15 protein-coding genes and 4 tRNA genes are annotated in these 16,761 nt (G+C 55.1%); 17 read left to right on the plus strand and 2 right to left on the minus strand.

Going from position 1 to position 16,761, the window contains the following annotated elements; genetic code table 11:
- Positions 1-50 precede the first annotated feature (50 nt).
- From HRR99_RS05640 to HRR99_RS05665, 6 genes are all read left to right on the plus strand, one after another.
- Positions 51-1,250 (plus strand): tyrosine-type recombinase/integrase, encoded by a 1,200-nt coding sequence (locus tag HRR99_RS05640; RefSeq protein ID WP_233123062.1) that lies wholly within the window; start codon positions 51-53, stop codon positions 1,248-1,250.
- On the plus strand, positions 1,250-1,633 hold the full coding sequence (locus tag HRR99_RS05645) for a hypothetical protein (RefSeq protein ID WP_233123063.1): 384 nt from the start codon (positions 1,250-1,252) through the stop codon (positions 1,631-1,633). Before HRR99_RS05640 ends, HRR99_RS05645 begins: the two co-directional genes overlap by 1 nt.
- A 296-nt stretch (positions 1,634-1,929) precedes the next feature.
- Positions 1,930-2,112: a hypothetical protein gene (locus tag HRR99_RS05650; RefSeq protein ID WP_233123064.1), complete on the plus strand. Its 183-nt coding sequence runs from the start codon at positions 1,930-1,932 to the stop codon at positions 2,110-2,112.
- A gap of 60 nt (positions 2,113-2,172) precedes the next feature.
- Positions 2,173-2,535: a hypothetical protein gene (locus HRR99_RS05655; protein WP_233123065.1), complete on the plus strand. Its 363-nt coding sequence runs from the start codon at positions 2,173-2,175 to the stop codon at positions 2,533-2,535.
- 243 nt (positions 2,536-2,778) lie between these two features.
- A complete protein-coding gene (locus tag HRR99_RS05660; RefSeq protein ID WP_233123066.1) occupies positions 2,779-5,181 on the plus strand; it encodes a bifunctional DNA primase/polymerase in 2,403 nt (800 codons plus the stop codon).
- Between the two features lie 263 nt (positions 5,182-5,444).
- Positions 5,445-6,527 (plus strand): ATP synthase subunit B family protein, encoded by a 1,083-nt coding sequence (locus HRR99_RS05665; RefSeq protein ID WP_233123067.1) that lies wholly within the window; start codon positions 5,445-5,447, stop codon positions 6,525-6,527.
- 1,394 nt (positions 6,528-7,921) lie between these two features.
- Here HRR99_RS05665 and HRR99_RS05670 read toward each other — a convergent pair.
- A complete protein-coding gene (locus HRR99_RS05670; RefSeq protein WP_233123068.1) occupies positions 7,922-8,668 on the minus strand; it encodes a hypothetical protein in 747 nt (248 codons plus the stop codon).
- Between the two features lie 578 nt (positions 8,669-9,246).
- Here HRR99_RS05670 and HRR99_RS05675 point away from each other — a divergent pair.
- The 5 genes from HRR99_RS05675 to HRR99_RS05695 all read left to right on the plus strand — a co-directional run bounded on the left by HRR99_RS05675 (position 9,247) and on the right by HRR99_RS05695 (position 10,764).
- Positions 9,247-10,017 (plus strand): hypothetical protein, encoded by a 771-nt coding sequence (locus HRR99_RS05675; RefSeq protein WP_233123069.1) that lies wholly within the window; start codon positions 9,247-9,249, stop codon positions 10,015-10,017.
- Between the two features lie 237 nt (positions 10,018-10,254).
- A tRNA-Met gene (locus HRR99_RS05680) sits at positions 10,255-10,331 on the plus strand.
- Positions 10,332-10,527: 196 nt separating this feature from the next.
- Positions 10,528-10,601, plus strand: a tRNA-Ala gene (locus HRR99_RS05685).
- A gap of 4 nt (positions 10,602-10,605) precedes the next feature.
- Positions 10,606-10,681 (plus strand) — tRNA-Thr (locus tag HRR99_RS05690).
- Between the two features lie 5 nt (positions 10,682-10,686).
- Positions 10,687-10,764: transfer RNA gene (locus HRR99_RS05695), tRNA-Pro, on the plus strand.
- A 1-nt stretch (position 10,765) separates the two neighbouring features.
- Here HRR99_RS05695 and HRR99_RS05700 read toward each other — a convergent pair.
- On the minus strand, positions 10,766-10,927 hold the full coding sequence (locus HRR99_RS05700; protein ID WP_233123573.1) for a hypothetical protein: 162 nt from the start codon (positions 10,925-10,927) through the stop codon (positions 10,766-10,768).
- Here HRR99_RS05700 and HRR99_RS05705 point away from each other — a divergent pair.
- From HRR99_RS05705 to HRR99_RS05725, 6 genes are all read left to right on the plus strand, one after another.
- On the plus strand, positions 10,853-11,071 hold the full coding sequence (locus HRR99_RS05705; protein ID WP_233123427.1) for an HNH endonuclease: 219 nt from the start codon (positions 10,853-10,855) through the stop codon (positions 11,069-11,071). The genes HRR99_RS05700 and HRR99_RS05705 overlap by 75 nt on opposite strands.
- A 704-nt stretch (positions 11,072-11,775) precedes the next feature.
- Positions 11,776-12,030 (plus strand): HNH endonuclease, encoded by a 255-nt coding sequence (locus HRR99_RS23260; RefSeq protein ID WP_422387295.1) that lies wholly within the window; start codon positions 11,776-11,778, stop codon positions 12,028-12,030.
- 97 nt (positions 12,031-12,127) lie between these two features.
- Positions 12,128-12,523: a hypothetical protein gene (locus HRR99_RS05710; protein WP_233123070.1), complete on the plus strand. Its 396-nt coding sequence runs from the start codon at positions 12,128-12,130 to the stop codon at positions 12,521-12,523.
- Positions 12,486-14,402: a terminase large subunit gene (locus tag HRR99_RS05715; protein WP_233123071.1), complete on the plus strand. Its 1,917-nt coding sequence runs from the start codon at positions 12,486-12,488 to the stop codon at positions 14,400-14,402. The genes HRR99_RS05710 and HRR99_RS05715 overlap by 38 nt, the downstream gene beginning before the upstream one ends.
- A 98-nt stretch (positions 14,403-14,500) precedes the next feature.
- Positions 14,501-15,628 (plus strand): phage portal protein, encoded by a 1,128-nt coding sequence (locus HRR99_RS05720; RefSeq protein WP_233123072.1) that lies wholly within the window; start codon positions 14,501-14,503, stop codon positions 15,626-15,628.
- 9 nt (positions 15,629-15,637) lie between these two features.
- On the plus strand, positions 15,638-16,756 hold the full coding sequence (locus HRR99_RS05725; RefSeq protein WP_233123073.1) for a S49 family peptidase: 1,119 nt from the start codon (positions 15,638-15,640) through the stop codon (positions 16,754-16,756).
- The last annotated feature ends 5 nt before the right edge of the window (positions 16,757-16,761 follow it).

Consider the following 16,761-nt stretch of genomic DNA (forward strand, 5'->3'; position numbering starts at 1 on the left):
TAAAATGGAATCTGGCGATGAAGCTGACTGCGTCAAGTGTGAATGAAATCATGGACGCTTCGCCTCCGAACAAGACGAAGTATTATTTCGACGATGATCTGACTGGCTTCGGAATGTATCGCACTCCGGGCGGTACCGGCACGTTTTTTGCCGAGTTCCGCCCGCTGGCAGGCGGCAGCAAGAAGCGCCTGAAACTAGGCCGTGTCGGCACCTTGAAAGCAAACGAGGCGCGTGAAGCGGCAAGGCGGGCAATCGCCCATGCTGGCCTTGGGAAGGATCTAGCAAAGGATCGATCGGACGAGCGCGCCAGCGTCACCGTGGCGTCCATGGTCTCGACCTATATCGAGAATTATGTCGCCGTGAAGAAGAAAGCGTCGTCCGCAGACTTCTACCGCACAATGCTGAAAAAGCACATCACGCCTGCATGCGGAACTGTTAAGGCCGCTGCCCTCACCCGTATCGATGTGCAACGTGCGCACGGCACTATGTCAAAGACTGCCAAGATGTCTGCAAACCGATCCGTGAAATTGCTCTCTGCCGCATATGGCTGGGGCTCCAAGAACGGGATTGTGCCAGAGGGGATGAACCCGGCGCGCGGCGTTGAACTGAATAAAGAAACGGGCCGCGAACGCTTCCTGACCACTGACGAGATGCAACGGCTCGGCGACGCGATGATTGAGGCAGAAACGGTAGGCTTCGAAGTCAACGCTGGTGAGGCGAAGCACGCGCCGAAGGGCCAACGTATCGTCATGCACCCGTCTGTCACAGGTGCTATCCGCCTCCTTATGCTGACTGGCATGCGGCTGCGTGAAGTGCTGCATCTTCGATGGGATGAAGTCGATGAAGAGCGCGGTCTGCTGTTTTTGCCAGATTCGAAGACTGGTCGAAAGACGGTAGTGCTATCCTCTCCGGCTGTCGCAATTCTGAACGATCTTCCTAAGGTCGGCGTGTTCGTCATTGCCGGCGAAAGCGCTGGCCTCAAAGATGAAAAACCGAGGGCAGACTTAAAGCGGCCATGGGCTGCAATCACGAAACGCGCTCGGCTTGATGGACTGCGAATCCATGATCTGCGCCACAGCTTTGCGTCCGTCGGCGCGTGGTCCGGCCTGGGTCTGCCTGTCATCGGCAAGCTGCTCGGACACGCTGATGCAAAAACAACGCAGCGATATGCGCACGTGGACGTGGATTCATCGCGCCGTGCAGCTGACGCCATTGCAGGCCAGATATCGTCCGCGCTGGGAGGAAAGTGATGGCAAAACTTCCGAAGCCATTCAGTCAGGCATCGTCTGTCATTTCGTCCGCTATAGCTGAGGGTCGCGCCGAGGAGGCTATGCAAAAGCTGATACACGCGCTTCGCTCAGATGCCGATGACCGTGCTGTTCGTTTACTGGCGTCTGAATGGATTGAGCGTATCGGCCTACCGCCTGGAGGCGCAAAGGCCCTGCGCAATGGTCAGTCTGCCCTTCCCGAAGATTGGCTAGACATCTCGGAAATGGTCGGAAAACTACAGAGCGACGGTTGCACCTATGCCATCGCCATATCGGACACAGCAAAGCATTTCGGGTGCAGTGAGCGACACGTTCAGAAATGCGTTTCTGCATGGAGTGACGTTTGTAAAAACAGAGAAGAATGACGTCAACCGCACGATGTTCTAAAGTCGTGCGGCTGATCGCTTCGAACTGAACGTCTATATTACTCCATGCAATCACGAACAACATGGAGGATAAATTTGAAAAATCTTCGAGTTCCGCTAGCCGCCGAATACCTTGGGGTTTCGAAATCCCTGCTCGACAAACTACGATGCTACGGCGGCGGGCCGGTATATTCAAAAATCGGTTCCACTGTCATTTATTCTACCATCGATCTGGACGCCTGGGTCGCGTCGAAGCGCGTGGCCGCGAATAGCAACGTTCGGGCCGAGGTGGCGGCATGACTGACCGTTCCTCAGAGTTCGCCAAATTCCTGATTGAGGAATACAGGGACATCCCTGAGCGGAACCGCGCGAGCGTTGTTCGAGACCGATTTCCTGATATTGCCCACGACGAATTCATGCGCGCCTTCGCGATTGCAGAAGAGATCGCCGTTGCAGATGCGCTGAGCCCACGCACCTAATCACCTGAACCACCATCGTCAACAACCTGCAACGTCCGGCGCGTCCGGCGAGGAGGATCTATGCGCATCATTCACAACACACGGCTCGACCGATTGACAACCAACCAGCCATCACCGGTGCTCGCCACTCGCCACAAGGGGTATGGTTTGGCACTCGACTTTATGGACGGTTACGCCGCCGATGCCCGCATGATCGAGAAGTTTTCGCCCGTGCTGTTCATCGAGAAAATTGCCAAAACCGAAGGCGAAAAAAGAGATCGCAGGCGCTTTGGGCTTGTCGAGTACGCAGGCGATGGCGCGCCCCCGAAAGCCGGCCTTCTGCGATATGTGGCTGATGCCTTTTTCGCAGATCCGCGGACTGCTGAATTCGTTTGGCAGGCCTGCATCGAAAAGATCGAGAATGATGCGGCGGCTCGCAAATGAGCGTCGCTATTCAATCAATTGAGCCGGTCGAACGACCGGCTCCGGCCGGCGGCGCAAGAACAGTCGCAAAGTTCACCGTTGAGATCGACGGCCTACGTTTGTTCGGGCTTCTACTGAGGGAGTTGCCAGACGGGTCTCGAAGAACAGTCGCGCAGAATATCGCAGGACGCCACAGCGTAACGTTCCGTCGCGATCTCGCCGAGCAAATCACAGCAGCTGCGTCAAAAGCATTGGGGGGCCACATTGCCAAAACTTCCGAAACTCGAAAGTAATTTTGCGACATCGCCGCTAAACGACGCGATTGAGATCCGGCGCAAATTGATCGAAAATGGCTATGTGCCTATCCCCGTCGACGGTAAGCGGCCGAAGATCAAGGGCTGGTCAAACTTCAAGCCAAAGCTAGAGCAAATTGAAGGGCAAGCACGCCGTTTTTCTGATCACCCGAACACCGGGATTCTATGCGGCGAGGTGGTGGCGATCGATATCGATGTTCCAGATGAAGAAGCTGCCGCTCACCTCGTTTCACTGGTGTTGTCACTGCCTGGTGCGGACAGCGCGATTCAGCGGGTTGGTCGCGCACCGAAAACCACATTTGTATTTCGCGCCGCCACCGCGCGTCGCAAGACTGCGACGAACAAGTACGTCGTTGATGGGCATGATTGCCAGGTTGAGATTTTAGGTAGCGGCCAGCAGTTTGTCGCATTTGGCATTCATCCTGATACGAGCGGCGCGTACAGGTGGGTTGGTGCAACCCCGCTCGAGATTCAGTTTTCGGACTTGCCAGAGATTGCGACCGAAACCATTGATGCCTTCGTCAAGGAGGCCGACACCTACCTCGCCAGCGTCGGTGAACCAATCATCAGGAAGGCCGAACCTCAGTCATCATTTACAGCTGGCGGCAGTTTTTGGCAGCAGGTGAACTCGGCAGCACTGAGCAATACCGATGCGTGGGTGCCGAGTTTGTTCACTGGCGCTCGAAAAGAAGCGGGTACCGGTGCCTGGCGCGTAACCAGCAAGGATCTGGGGCGGTCACTTGAAGAGGACATCTCAATCCATTCGGGCGGCATCCAAGACTTCGGAGAAGAACGGTCCTACACAGCGATAGAACTGGTTAAGGAGTTCGCCGGGGCACCTTCCGCGCGCGATGCGGCATTCTGGCTGTGCGACTGTTTAGGGATCGAACCCGCGACCCTCGGCTGGGAAACACACTTTGGTAGCGCACGAATGACGCTGGGTAGCTTACAGCGCGCTGCGCCTTCCGCCGCCAACGACAATGACCCAGATGATGATGATGATATCGAGACTTCACCCGCTATCGCGACCAGTGCTGCAGGTCTGCCAGAAGCGCTCTGCTTTCCACCGGGCGCTGTCGGTGAATTCGCACGGTTCATCGTTGGCTGCGCTCGATTCCCATCGCCGCACCTAGCGTTGGTGTCGTCGCTTGCGTTCGTCGCCGGTCTCATTGGGCGTCGCTACAAAGGGCCAACCGGATTGCGCTCAAATATCTATCTAGTCGGTCTAGCGGAATCAGGATTTGGCAAGGACATCACTATACGCGCCTCCGCCGCGCTGGCCGACAGCACAGATTATGGCCCGAAGGTCGCGGAATGGCTTTATATGGACCAGATTCGTAGTTTGCCCGGTTTGACGAATAAACTGCGCAAATCGCCCACTTCAATTTGCGTGCAGGACGAGTTTGGCCGTTGGCTTGCGGACCACACGGGACGCAACGTTGCCACGCATCGGGCCGAGATTGCCAGCGCCTTGATGGAGCTCACGGGCGCGCCGCAAGGTTTTTGGGGAGGGCAGGAGAAGGCAGGTGGCAACATCGCGCGCATTGTTGCGCCATGCTTTACGATGCACGGTGTGTCGACGCCGTCGACCTTTTGGGGAGCGCTGTCTTCGAATAATATCGCCGAGGGTTTGCTTGGGCGGTTGGTCGTCATCGACGTGGGCGGCGGAGATCCGGTAAAAGTGCGCGTCCCGCCTAATTCACTGGATGATATTCCCGTTAACATTTCCACACGGGTCGCCGACCTGTTGGGGCTATCCTCGGGAAAATATACCGGGCCCTTTTTCGCATTGAATGCCCGTTCGGATGAGAAGCCGCACCCAATCATGACGGCAACGTGGGGTGAGGGTGTCGACGATATCTTCGAAGAATTCGACGACAGAATGCGCGCCATGAAGAAAAGTGTCGATCCACAGTACCGTCCTATTCTCAACCGCGTCGGTGAGAATGCAGCACGCTTGGCGCTGATTGTCGCTGTTGGATGCGACCACAAGGATCCGGTCATAACGGCCGAAATCCAGCGGTGGGCGAATGCGGTCGCGGAGCATTCCTTGAATGTCATTCTGAGGGGAGCAGACGACAACATCGCCGACAACGATCGCGCCGCGGAGTACCTTCGCGTAAAGCGCATTATTCAGCGAAAGGGAGGCGAGGGCATCACTGCGAAGGCCGTCGTTAAGGCTCTGCGGGGTGCGATTGATCGGCGGCGTCTGGACGACATTTTAGTGATGCTGCGCCAAGCAAGGGAAATTCACTTGGCCCGCATGGTCGCAGACAGTGGGCAGGTCAAACTGCGCTTCTGGGCCGGCGAATACGTTCCAGAAGATGCGGTGATCATTCCGCCTACAGGTTGAATGGTAGGCGGGGCGGTCGTGAGAGGAAATGGCTGGTCATTTTTTAGGCGGAACGATGTTCCCCTATGAGAGTTTAGGTTCTGCTAAAACGCAGTCGGCAAGGCTGCGGCGCCCTTTTCGTGCAGGAAGCATCAAATAGGCTTCGGATCAGCTGCGCCATTAGGACTGATTTCTTTAGAGGAGACCCTCATGAACTCGATCATTTATCTCGTGGGACTAGTCGTAGTTGTCCTGTTTGTTCTCTCTCTGCTGGGGTTACGTTGATGGTAGAATCTTCATTGGCCGATAACCCGAACCGCAGCTACGTCGACTGGCCAGCAATTTTTGCTGGAACGGCGATCGCTTCCGGTACCATGGCCATATTTACCGCGTTTGCCGGTGGTCTGGGACTAAACGCCATTTCGGCTGACAACGGTGGCGAAATCAGCGTCACTTGGCTCGTTGTGACGGGACTTTTCGTGGTCGTTTCGATGGTCGCGTCCTATATGCTCGGTGGCTACATCTCTGGCCGCATGCGACGTCCAGCTTCGGAAACCACAACGAGTGATGAGCGGACGACTCGAGACGGTGTTAACGGTCTTGTCGTGTGGGGCATCGGTACGGTCGTATCCGCTTTCCTGGCTCTTGGCCTTGTTTCTGGCGGCGTCAAGGCTGTCGGAAGTGTTGCTCAAACAGCTGTTGAAGCGACTGGCTCTGCGGTAGGCGGTGCAGCGCAGGGCGTGGGTCAGTTGGCTGGCGGCGTTGTGTCAGGAGCAGGTAATGCTGTTGGTGGCATCGCGCAGGGTGCCGGTCAGGCTGCCGCTCCGAGCATCGAGCAGTCGTTGCCGCAGGGTCTCAAAGCAAATCCGATCGACTACTTTACAGACACACTGCTGCGGACCGACACACCTGCGCTTAATGCCGATCCAAACAGCGGCGACTTTCAGCGCCAAGCCAGCGGCATCCTGAGCAATCTGCTTTCGACAGGTGAAATTTCCGATGCCGATAAGGCGTGGATGGCTAATCAGATCGCTGCTCGTACAGGCATTCCCCAGGCAGATGCGCAGAACCGCGTGAACCAGGCTGTGGAACGTGTTCAGGCTCTTCGTACAGCAGCGCAGCAGCGCGTCGATGAAGCTCAGAAGAAGATCGACGAACTGACAGCCCAAGCCGAAAAGACAATGCAGGACGCCAAGACCGCCGCTGCAGACGCGGCTGAGAAAGCCCGTATTACCGGCATCCTCACGGCGTTCCTTCTTGCGGCATCTTCGCTCGTGGCCGCAGCGGCGGCCTACATTGGCGCCGTGCACGGCGGACGTCACCGCGATGAAGGTCGTGTTTGGGGCGGCTTGTCGTATCGTAAGTAAAAAGGTCGCGGAGGCGGAACCAACTCTGTCTCCGCGCATTATTTAGCCCAAAGGAAGGTCGGTGCGGTTTCGCCCCGGCCTTTTTTGTTGTCTTCATCGTGACCTGTTTTTCTCTCTAATCGAGGACACGAGAGCAAAGCCACCCATGAACAGCGAGAAGTAGAAGAAGTAAATATGGGCTAGAGTCTTCACTGAGCTAGCAAGCCATCCATCTTGGAAACTCAACCCAAATTTTGAGATGTCATCTTTAGGCGCAAATGTGGTGATCAGTAAGAGGAGAGCACAAGTTGGCCCCGACACCCAGACCAGTTCCCAGACATTAACTGGTTTTAGGTGCCTCCAAATGACTGCCCAGCTCACTACCACCCAAATGATGAGCGAAAGGCTCGAAACGGCCCGCAGAACCATCGCCGAGCACATGATCTTGTCACCGGCGACCGAGGGTACCTGTCGAAACCAAATATTTGGAAACCAAGCATAATCAACAAATTGGCTGTTCGAGTACACGCAGGACGTCGTCGTTGACTGAGATAGGAAAACGGCGACGAATAACGAGACAACCAATGGAATGAGCATGATCTTGCAGCACAAAACGTATGCTGCAGTTAACTGTTGATCTACCGGCGATTGCTTCGGTGGCATTACGCATGTACTCAGGTTGAGATTCAATATGCAGAATTTTTGCTCAGAAACTTCGTCGTTATTTTCGTTACGACTTCGTCCATTCATCAAACCAGGGTCGTCGAAAGTGCTATTTCTTTGGCTGTACCGTTGCTTGTTAATCCAAGTCCTATTTTTCGCAGTTCTTAGATGGGAATCCGCTCGCTACATATTGGGAATCTACGGACTGCTTTGCATACCTGGCGCACTCCGATTATATTTGATGGGGGAACGGAGGAAACCCATTGATAGGCAGGATGTTAACTTAAAAGCAATCGTGTTCTTAGTGTTCGCGCTATACGTCTGGAATGGCTTTCGCGGCAGAGAAGGCTAAATGGGTGGAGTGCTTGCAGGTGTGCTTGCGTGGATCAGATTTGCAATCTTTCACTTGTCCTCTTACCGCCGCCATCTGAGCGATGCAAAAAGAGGCACCCATAAAGGCCGGCCACAGACGGTGTACAAGACGGGGATAAAGACCGGGTAAAAGAGGGTCCCAAGAGGGAGTGCAAAAATGAACTGGCCGCGCAGATACCCAAAATCTGCACCCCCTCTTTACCCCCCCTTTTACCCCCCTCTTGGACCCCGTCTTTATACCCCTCTTATGACGATATAATATAATGATTACATATATATAGGGTAAGAGGGGGTGCCAACCGAGGGGTGGTAGTTACCCTCGAAGCGTTTTGGGTCGTCAAAAACCATGTGTCACGCGCGTGTGCGCGAGGTATGGTCCGTCACCGATGATTTTCGAGCCAACCCAAAAGAGTGCTTCTAAGAGACCGCAATTCCTCGTTCTTGTGCTTGCGCGACGCCGGGTGCAGCGTATAGCCGGCAAGCGTAGATCCGAGTGCGGACGATTTTAGCCCTTTTGTATGACCGGGCACGCCTGGGATTGGGATTTCGTTTGCAAGCCCAGCTGCGTCGTCCTCAAAAATGTGGCGAGCCATCCAGCTTAGGCCGCCCGTCATCATGATCAGGATGTCAGGTTGTGCGTAACGAAGTTCCGCCAGCAAGAGCGGTCGTTGCCAACGTAGAACTTGCATTTTTTCCCTTGCTTTCAGCTTGCCCACACTGACACCATAGCCGTCGTTATCGGCCAATTGAACTTTGCTTATATTTGTCCAAGCTGTCGCTCGCCTAGAGGGAAGCCCGTAGTTGTCACAAATTTCGGTATAGGCTTTCCACCATCTGCTAAACTCGGGATCCTTCCCGTAGGCGAAGTCAAAGCGCACTTCTTCTTGAAGCTGGCGCTGATACTCATCAGCGAGCCAGCCTTCCGTTGCCATTGGCACGTCTTTCAGATGACGAGTGTTCCCGTAGGTTTCCTGACCCATGATCATTATTTTCACCGGTGCCTGACGATATTCATCGGTCAGACGCATGGCTTGGATCGAGCTCACCCTTGCAAACAGCTCGTCACCCAAAAGCGGTGCGCTTTTGAGTGTCTCTATGTAAACGTCGCGGTAGTCTGTCTCATTCATATCAATCCCCCAGATACTGTGGCTGCTGTTGCATCTTTTCTTTGAATCGCTTCCCAAAATTTATTTCACCTCACCCCCGGCTTTTTCGAACGAAAAACCTAAAATACCTCTGACAACTTCGGAGGGACTATGCACGCACTTTTGCAGCGAGTGGCGCGGGGCAAACGCGAACCACTGGATGATTATTGCACGCGCGTCATTGCGCACCACTGCTCTTCGGACATACCAGGCGTCAGAGAAGATATGATAGCCGAAGTGCTCACGTTTCACAGGAACAGCGTTAGTTCGTACGTCGAGGAAAAGGAGCGCTTGGCAGCGTTAAGCGCACGGAGCCATGTCGATGCTCGGCTAGCTGAGACTGCCAAGGACCGCGATCGGTACAAGGCCGCTTACACCAACCTACGTGACAACACCCCAACGTCGATATCATTACGAGAGGCGGAAGACGGTTGTTTGAAATCCTTCAATCGGGCTCGTGAAAAGGCAGCGATGCTCTTTGAAGATGAGGGCGGCCAACCGACAGCATCGAGTGAAGCAATTAGAGCAATCCCAGACCCAAAACCAAGGTGGAGCAAGTGATGCCAGCAGCAAAGAAAGTTGAAGTCGTTCTAAGCGCTACGACTGGCCGGCCAGTCGAGAGCATTGGCAGGATGATTGCCAATGCGAAACCAGTGGTTGATGCGCGGAAGAAAGCGGAGGCAAAAGCGATCAAAATGTTGACTAGCCAGATAGGCAAGCGCCAGTCGAAGGGTGCTGATTGGAATGGTGCCGCCAACGACAACGTGTCGATGCCTGCGATCCGTTGGCTGCTGACGCAGAAAAAAGACGAACTCCTAAAGCCACTGCTTGCCTACATCCAGCTGGACCGTGAGGCGAATAGCGGAGCCGAACTCACTGGAAACACCTACACCGCGCAGGATCTTCTGCAAGTTGATCAAAATACGTGGGTTGACCCAAAGACCGGCGACGTCAAATACAAAGGTGAGCGCAGACTTACGGCAATGCAGTTCACCGGGCGCGAGCATGCGGCGAAATCAAACGCAGACCTTTTGCAAGTGAAAAAAGAACCTTCACCGGTCGCTAAGCCTTTTATAGGTGATCGGGCTGTCATCGCCAGGATGGACGCTACACCTAAGTTGGCGCAGCTTCGGGCTGCGCTCGGACCGTTGCTTGAGCCCTTTGAAGAGTTGGCGCTGTTTGGCAAAAAGCTTGAGGCAGTTGGCTGGACAGCAGGCGCATCCAACGAGCGAGCTGCAATGTCGGTAGGCGGATCGATCTTGCTGATGGGGCTATCCGCAGTGATCGGTGAGCTCGAAGACATACGCAGGCAAGAGCGAAGAGCGGCATAACCGTACGGTAAAATATAACGCCAAAGGGTACTTGTATAAGGTTCTTTCAAGAGGTCGCTGATGCGGCCTCTTTTGTTTTGATTGCCCCTGCCTAAGGTTATCCAAGGTGAAGGATGCGCGATCTGCCCGGCTTCGGTCGGGCTAACTATGGCCGACCCAATCCTCTGCTTGCAAGCTTGGCCCTGAATTGACAGGCGTGCACCACGGACGCGTGGTGCTTGGTCGGGATCCTTTTATCGTGGAGTAGAGCAGCCCGGTAGCTCGTCAGGCTCATAACCTGAAGGCCGTGAGTTCGAATCTCACCTCCGCAACCAACCAGCAGGACAGGAAATTGTAACTCCTGAGAAGATTGGGGCTTCCCGGTCATTCTTTGCTTCGCGCCATTGGCGCACCACGTGCATCTGCGGGTGCACGTTCCTTTCCCAATCCCATGCGCGTTCTCCTCCGCTTGCATGGTGATCGTGCGGCCCGTTCCCTTAAGTGGTTGAGCGGGCCGCTTTGAGTTTTAACGGGGCGTGCTCTGGGTAAGCGGGTAATCCTTGCAAGATTGCTGCCGGTCGGTTCGATTCCGACACGCTCCACCATTACGCCGGCATAGCTCAGTAGGTAGAGCGCCTCCTTTGTAACGAGGATGTCGTGGGTTCAATTCCTGCTGCCGGCACCATTCATCTGTGTGTAGCTCAGTCTGGTCAGAGTACCGCACTTGGACTGCGGGAGCCGCTGGTTCGAATCCAGCCACGCAGACCAATTACCAGGCAACACAATGCCCAGCACTGACAAGCGTCCCTGGAAGCGATGGTACAAACTGGCCAGATGGGAGCGCCGACGACAGGCGTTGTTTGCCGATCAACCGCTCTGTGTAAAGTGCCTTGAGCGCGACGAAGTAACGGTAGCGGATACTGCCGACCATGTAATTCCTCACCGTGGAGATGAGGATTTATTCTGGCACGGCGAGTTGCAGGCTTTGTGTGCTTCCTGTCATAGCAAATCCAAACAGCTTGAAGAACACGGCCGTCATGTCGTGGTCTACGGACCAGACGGTTGGCCACTTTAATGCCTGCGCAATTCTCGACCTCTTGCGCTGGTGTAGCGGGTGGGCTTCGGCTCACCCGCCATACATGAGGTCGACAGGGAGTCGAGACCTTGATTGACAAACTATTCGGTGGCCCCGTTGCCGCCAATGACAACGCTCAGCGTATATGCCCTATGTGCGGTTCTGCAGTTACGGGACCAATATCTAAAAAGTTCTGCTGCGCCAAATGTCGTAGGGCAAACGAGAGAGCTAATCGAGACCTTGACGCAGAGCGTATCCGCAGAGAAGAGCTGGCGCCAGAAAGAGTGTGCGAGCATTGCGGAGCTACATTTCGGCGCAGAAGCGACAGTCACAACGCGGCAAGGTTTTGTTCTAGACAGTGCGGATTTGATGCTGGCTCTAATGTCTGGGCGGCTCCTCGGGTAGGCGCAGCATTGCTTGATTTGGCGAAGGAGCTAACTGTTTCTTTCCACTGCGCATCAGTATTGTGCAAAGAGTGCGGGTCTAGGTTCACGTGTGAAGACATACGAACTGTGTACTGTTCTCTTGAGTGCAGGAGGATATCGTTCTGGAGGCGGAAAGGCGTGGACCCTAAGCCACGCAAGTGCCCAGAATGCGATGCAGTATTCGCTGTGGTTTACGGCAGAGGGCAAGCGCTATTCTGTTCGCAGCAGTGTTCTTCTCGGCACAACGCACGCAAATCTAAATGGCGTCGGAAGGCTCGCATGAAAGCGGTAGCCAACGATAACATTAATCCGTTCTACGTATTCGACAGAGACGGATGGCGATGCAAGTTGTGCGGGGTAAATACACCCAAAAAGCTAAGAGGCACTCACGATGATAGGGCGCCAGAGCTAGACCACATCATGCCAATCAGCCTTGGTGGATCTCACACGCTAGACAATGTTCAGTGCTCTTGCCGCAAGTGCAATGGCTTAAAAAGCAACAAGCCGATGGGCCAGATGCTACTGTTCGGATAGGGCGGGGGCCATCGGAAAGTCTAGAAACCCGTTCGCTTCGCGGACCGGCGAGGATCATTCGCGTACACTTTTCCAATTCAAAATATGAGGGTCGGCAATGGCAAGGCCAAGAACGCCGAAGGCGAAAGCCGCGGTGACTGGTCAGTCTTCCGTGCGAAAAACGAAATTTGAAGCTCGTGCGGAGCCGGTCATTGAAGGTGATATCGGAGAGCCATTTCTTTGGTTGTCCGATAACGCGAAGCAAGCTTGGCGAGAGCTTTCTGAGGAAATCCCTTGGCTCAACAAAAGCCACCGTGGCGTTCTTTCGGTGGCCGCGAAAATTCGTGGCCGAATGATGGGGGATGTAGCTAACGGCGAAACTGACGTCGGCGTGCAAGCCATGAACCTTTACCGTCAGTGCCTTGGATCAATGGGAGCAACGCCAGCAGACGCTTCTAAGGCGGGAGGCAAGCCAGATGGCGAAACGACCGACCCGGCCGACAAATACTTCTGAGGATCCAGCGACTTCGTACGCTCGATCGGTAGTTTCCGGTGAAATGATCGCTGGGCCTCACGTGCGTAATGCATGCCGTCGCCACCTCGACGACCTGATCAAGGGCAAAGAGCGAGGCCTGATCTGGGACGTCACTGCAGTAGAAAGATTCATCGGATACTGTCGCGACGTTCTGCGTTTGAACGGCGGCCAGTTTGAAGGAAGGCCATTCATCCTTGAGCCGAGCCAGGCGTTTATTGCCGGTTCGCTGTTTGGTTGGAAGCGCACTAACGAAAATGGCAAGGTAGTCCGTAGATTCCGGCGTGCGTATATCGAACAAGCTAAAGGTCAGGGGAAGTCACCATTCGCCGGTGCTGTCGGCCTTTATTGCATGACCGCAGATGGAGAAGCGGCGGCTGAGATTTACGCAGCGGGCAAGGACAAAGCCCAGGCAATGGTTCTCTTTCGAGATTCTGTTGCGATGTACGATCAGTCTCCAAAACTGAAACGCGAGCTGACCCCTTCTGGCGGCAATCCAGTGTGGAACCTCGCGCACCTTAAGTCCCGCAGCTTCTTTCGACCGATATCGCGCGAAGGTGCGCACAGTGGCCCACGGCCATATGTCGCGCTTTGCGATGAAATTCACGAGCATCCAGACGGCAAAGTCATCGAGATGCTTGAGCGAGGCTTTAAGTTTCGAGACCAGCCACTTCTGCTCATGATCACGAACTCAGGTTCCGATCGTAACAGCATTTGCTGGGCTGAGCACCAGCACGCAGTAAAAGTCGCCGCCGGCACACAAACACCAGACGATGACTTCACATATGTAGGCGATGTTTTCGGTTCCAGTGACGAGGCGTTCAGCTACGTTTGCGCTCTGGATAAAGACGATGATCCTATCACGGACCCATCATGCTGGATCAAAGCAAACCCGCTTCTCGGAGTCACACTCAAGTACGAATACATTGAGGGCGTTGTGGCGCAGGCAAAAGACATTCCATCGAAACGGAATGGTATTTTGCGCCTTCACTTCTGCGTTTGGACGGAGGCTGACACCGCATGGATACCACGGCCTATCATCGAGAAGGTGATGGCGGATTTCGATCCGTATGAAGAACACAAAGGCAAGCAGATTACGTCTGCGGGCTTGGACTTGTCGGGCGCCAAGGATCTGACAGCTGCGGCGTTCGTCGTCGAGACAGGCACGAAGCGTGTGAAGCGCGAAGACGGTGAGTATGCCGACCTTCCAACATACGATTTATGGATCGAAGCCTGGACACCTCGCGACACAATGGATGAGAGGTCAAAGGTCGACCACGTCCCGTATCGCGTTTGGAACGAGACCTACTATCCAGGCACCAATTGGCCCTACATTCATGCTCCGGAGGGCGCTCGTGTACGATATGATCATGTTGCTGCTCTATTCGCTCGTCTCAACGCTGAGCACGGCGTAGGCGTGTTGGCGTTTGACCGGTACGCTTACGACAAGTTTGAGCAAGAGCTCGACGATTATGGCGTTGAGATAAAGACTATCGCTCATCCACAAGGTGGAAAAAAGCGCGCGAAGCCAGACGAAGAAAAAGTTCAGGCCGCAAAAGACGCAGGTCTCGAACCTCCACTAGGTTTGTGGATGCCGGGTTCCGTTTCTGCGCTGGAAACGCTGATTTTGGAGGAGCGCATTCGCATGCGTCGATCTCCCGTTCTGCTCGGCGCTCTGATGGGTGTGGCAATCGAAACCGATCCACTTATGGGCAACCAGTGGTTCTCAAAAAAGAAGTCTACCGTCCGCATCGACCCGGCTGTTGCAAGCGCAATGGCAATCGGTGCCGCAGTTGATGGTCCTGCCGCTTCTGGTCCTGACATGGACGACTTCATCAACAACATGGTTATGGTGATCTAATGGGTCTCTTCGATAGATGGCGCGGAGTACCTATCAAGCTCACTGACGGTGAGTTTTGGCGCGGGTTCTTCGGGCTAGGTACCACATCCGGCGAAAGCGTGACGATTGAAACGGCGCTTCAGCTTGATGCTGTGTGGGCGTGCGTCAATCTGATCCGGAATGCCGTTATCATGCTGCCGTGCAACGTCTACAAAGATGACGGCGTAACGATCGACAAGGCCTCGCCGCTATACGACTTGCTGCATGACATGCCGAACATGGACGACACCGCCTCGGACTTCTGGGCCATGGTTGTTTTGTGCTTGTGCCTTGATGGCAACTTCTTCGCTGAGAAGAAGCTGAACGGCGGCAAGCTGGTAGCGCTCAATCCGCTGCCGCCTCTTGCTGTCAACGTCTGCCGCGATAGTCGCAACGCGCGATACTACGAGGTCACGGAGAACGGTAAAAAGCGCAGGATCGCTGAAGACAAGATGTTCCACGTTCGCGGAGCTGTCTTGCCTGGCTGTGACCGCGGCATGTCTCCGATCGGCGTGGTTCGCAACACAGTTGGCAATGCTCTGGCGGGCGAAAAGACCGCGGGCAAGATGTTTGCCAACGGAATGCAAGTCGCAGGCGTTCTTTCGTCTGATCAGATCCTGAAAGAACCACAGCGCACGCAGCTAAGCGAAATTCTCGGCCAGTTTGCCGGCTCGGATAAGGCAGGTAAGATTGCCGTTCTGGAAGCTGGCCTCAAGTACCAGCAACTGACGATCAATCCAAAAGACGCGCAGATGCTTGAGGTGCGTCAGTTCAATGTCGAGCAGATTTGCCGCATTTTTGGCGTTCCTCCAGTCATGATCGGCCATGCTTCGAACGGCACCACGACCTGGGGCAGCGGCATCGAGCAGCTGATCCTGCAGTTCATCAAGACTTGCCTAGGCCCTCTGGTCAAAAGCATCGAATCTGCCGTCTACCGCGACCTTCTCGACGAGAAAACGCGCAAGACCACCATCGTGAAATTCAACATGGAAGGTCTGCTTCGCGGTGATAGCACGGCGAGGGCAGAATTCCTGTCAAAGATGGTCACCAACGGCATTTACACGCCAAACGAAGCTCGTTCCTACGAGAACAAGGCTCCTGTCGGCGGCGGCGAGAAGGCAATCGTCAACGGCACCATGACCCCGCTCGATAAGGTCGGTCAAGCCAACGATAAGGCGCCACAAACGCCAGCAGCACGCGCTGCATAAGGGAAAATCATGAAATTCGAACACCTGATTTCGGTCTTTCTGGCCGAACCTTGGGCTATTCAGCGCGAAAAACTGGGCGTTTTGGCTGATGTTTTGGTCGCTAGAGCCGAAGGCGAAAAGCTGTTTTCGTCCGAGTACGCCGCCTCTATCGATGAGGCGCGAGCCAAGGAAATCGCGGAAGCCAGCGGCAGCGTGGCCATTATCCCGGTTTACGGGGTTTTGGCCGACAAAATGGACCTGTTTTCCGCGATGAGCGGCGGCACATCCTATGCTGGCATCAAGAGATCGCTGCACAAGGCTCTTTCGAACGAGGACATCAAGGCTGTCGTACTCGACATTGATAGCCCTGGCGGAACGGTGCCTGGTACAGACGAGCTTGCGACGGAGATCCGCAAGCTGCGAGGCGGCGAAAAGCCAATCATTGCCCAGGTAAACAGCCTTGCGGCAAGCGCGGCTTATTGGATCGCGGCTTCGACAGACGAAATCGTCGTTACGCCATCCGGTCGTGCCGGTTCGATCGGCGTTTACACTGCGCACGATGACTTGTCGTCCGCCCTTGAGCAGCGCGGCATCAAACGCACCTACATTTCTGCTGGCAAGCACAAGGTTGAAGGCAACGAGACCGAGCCACTTGGCAAGGACACTCTGGCGCATGTGCAGGACGGCGTGAACCGCTCCTACAATCGCTTTGTCGCAGCTGTCGCCGAAGGGCGCGGCGTGACGGTCAGCAAGGTTGAGGACGGCTACGGTCAGGGGCGCGTGTTCTACGCAGAATCCCTCATGGATCGCGGCATGGTCGATCGTGTTGCCACACTTGACGAGACCTTGGCCCGCTACGGCGCCGACGCAGAGCCTGCGCCGGTAAAGCGCATCAAGGCTGCGAACGCCGCAAAGGCTGAGGCCGCACAAACGCTGGTAGCGAAGATGACGGCCGGCGAGCAAATCACAAAACGCGAGTTCGAAAACGGCATCAGGGGACTGATGGGGTTGTCGGGCTCTGAGGCAGAGCGGGCCGCTCGGCTCTACCTCAAAGATGGTCAGGGGGCTCCTGACGTCGAGACGGATGCTGCTGCTTTGGCAGCCATCAACCGGCTTATCGCCGAAGCAAAAACACCCCTCATTCTATAGGAGCC

Source organism: Agrobacterium vaccinii, assembly GCF_021310995.1.
GTDB classification, from domain to species: Bacteria; Pseudomonadota; Alphaproteobacteria; order Rhizobiales; family Rhizobiaceae; genus Agrobacterium; species Agrobacterium vaccinii.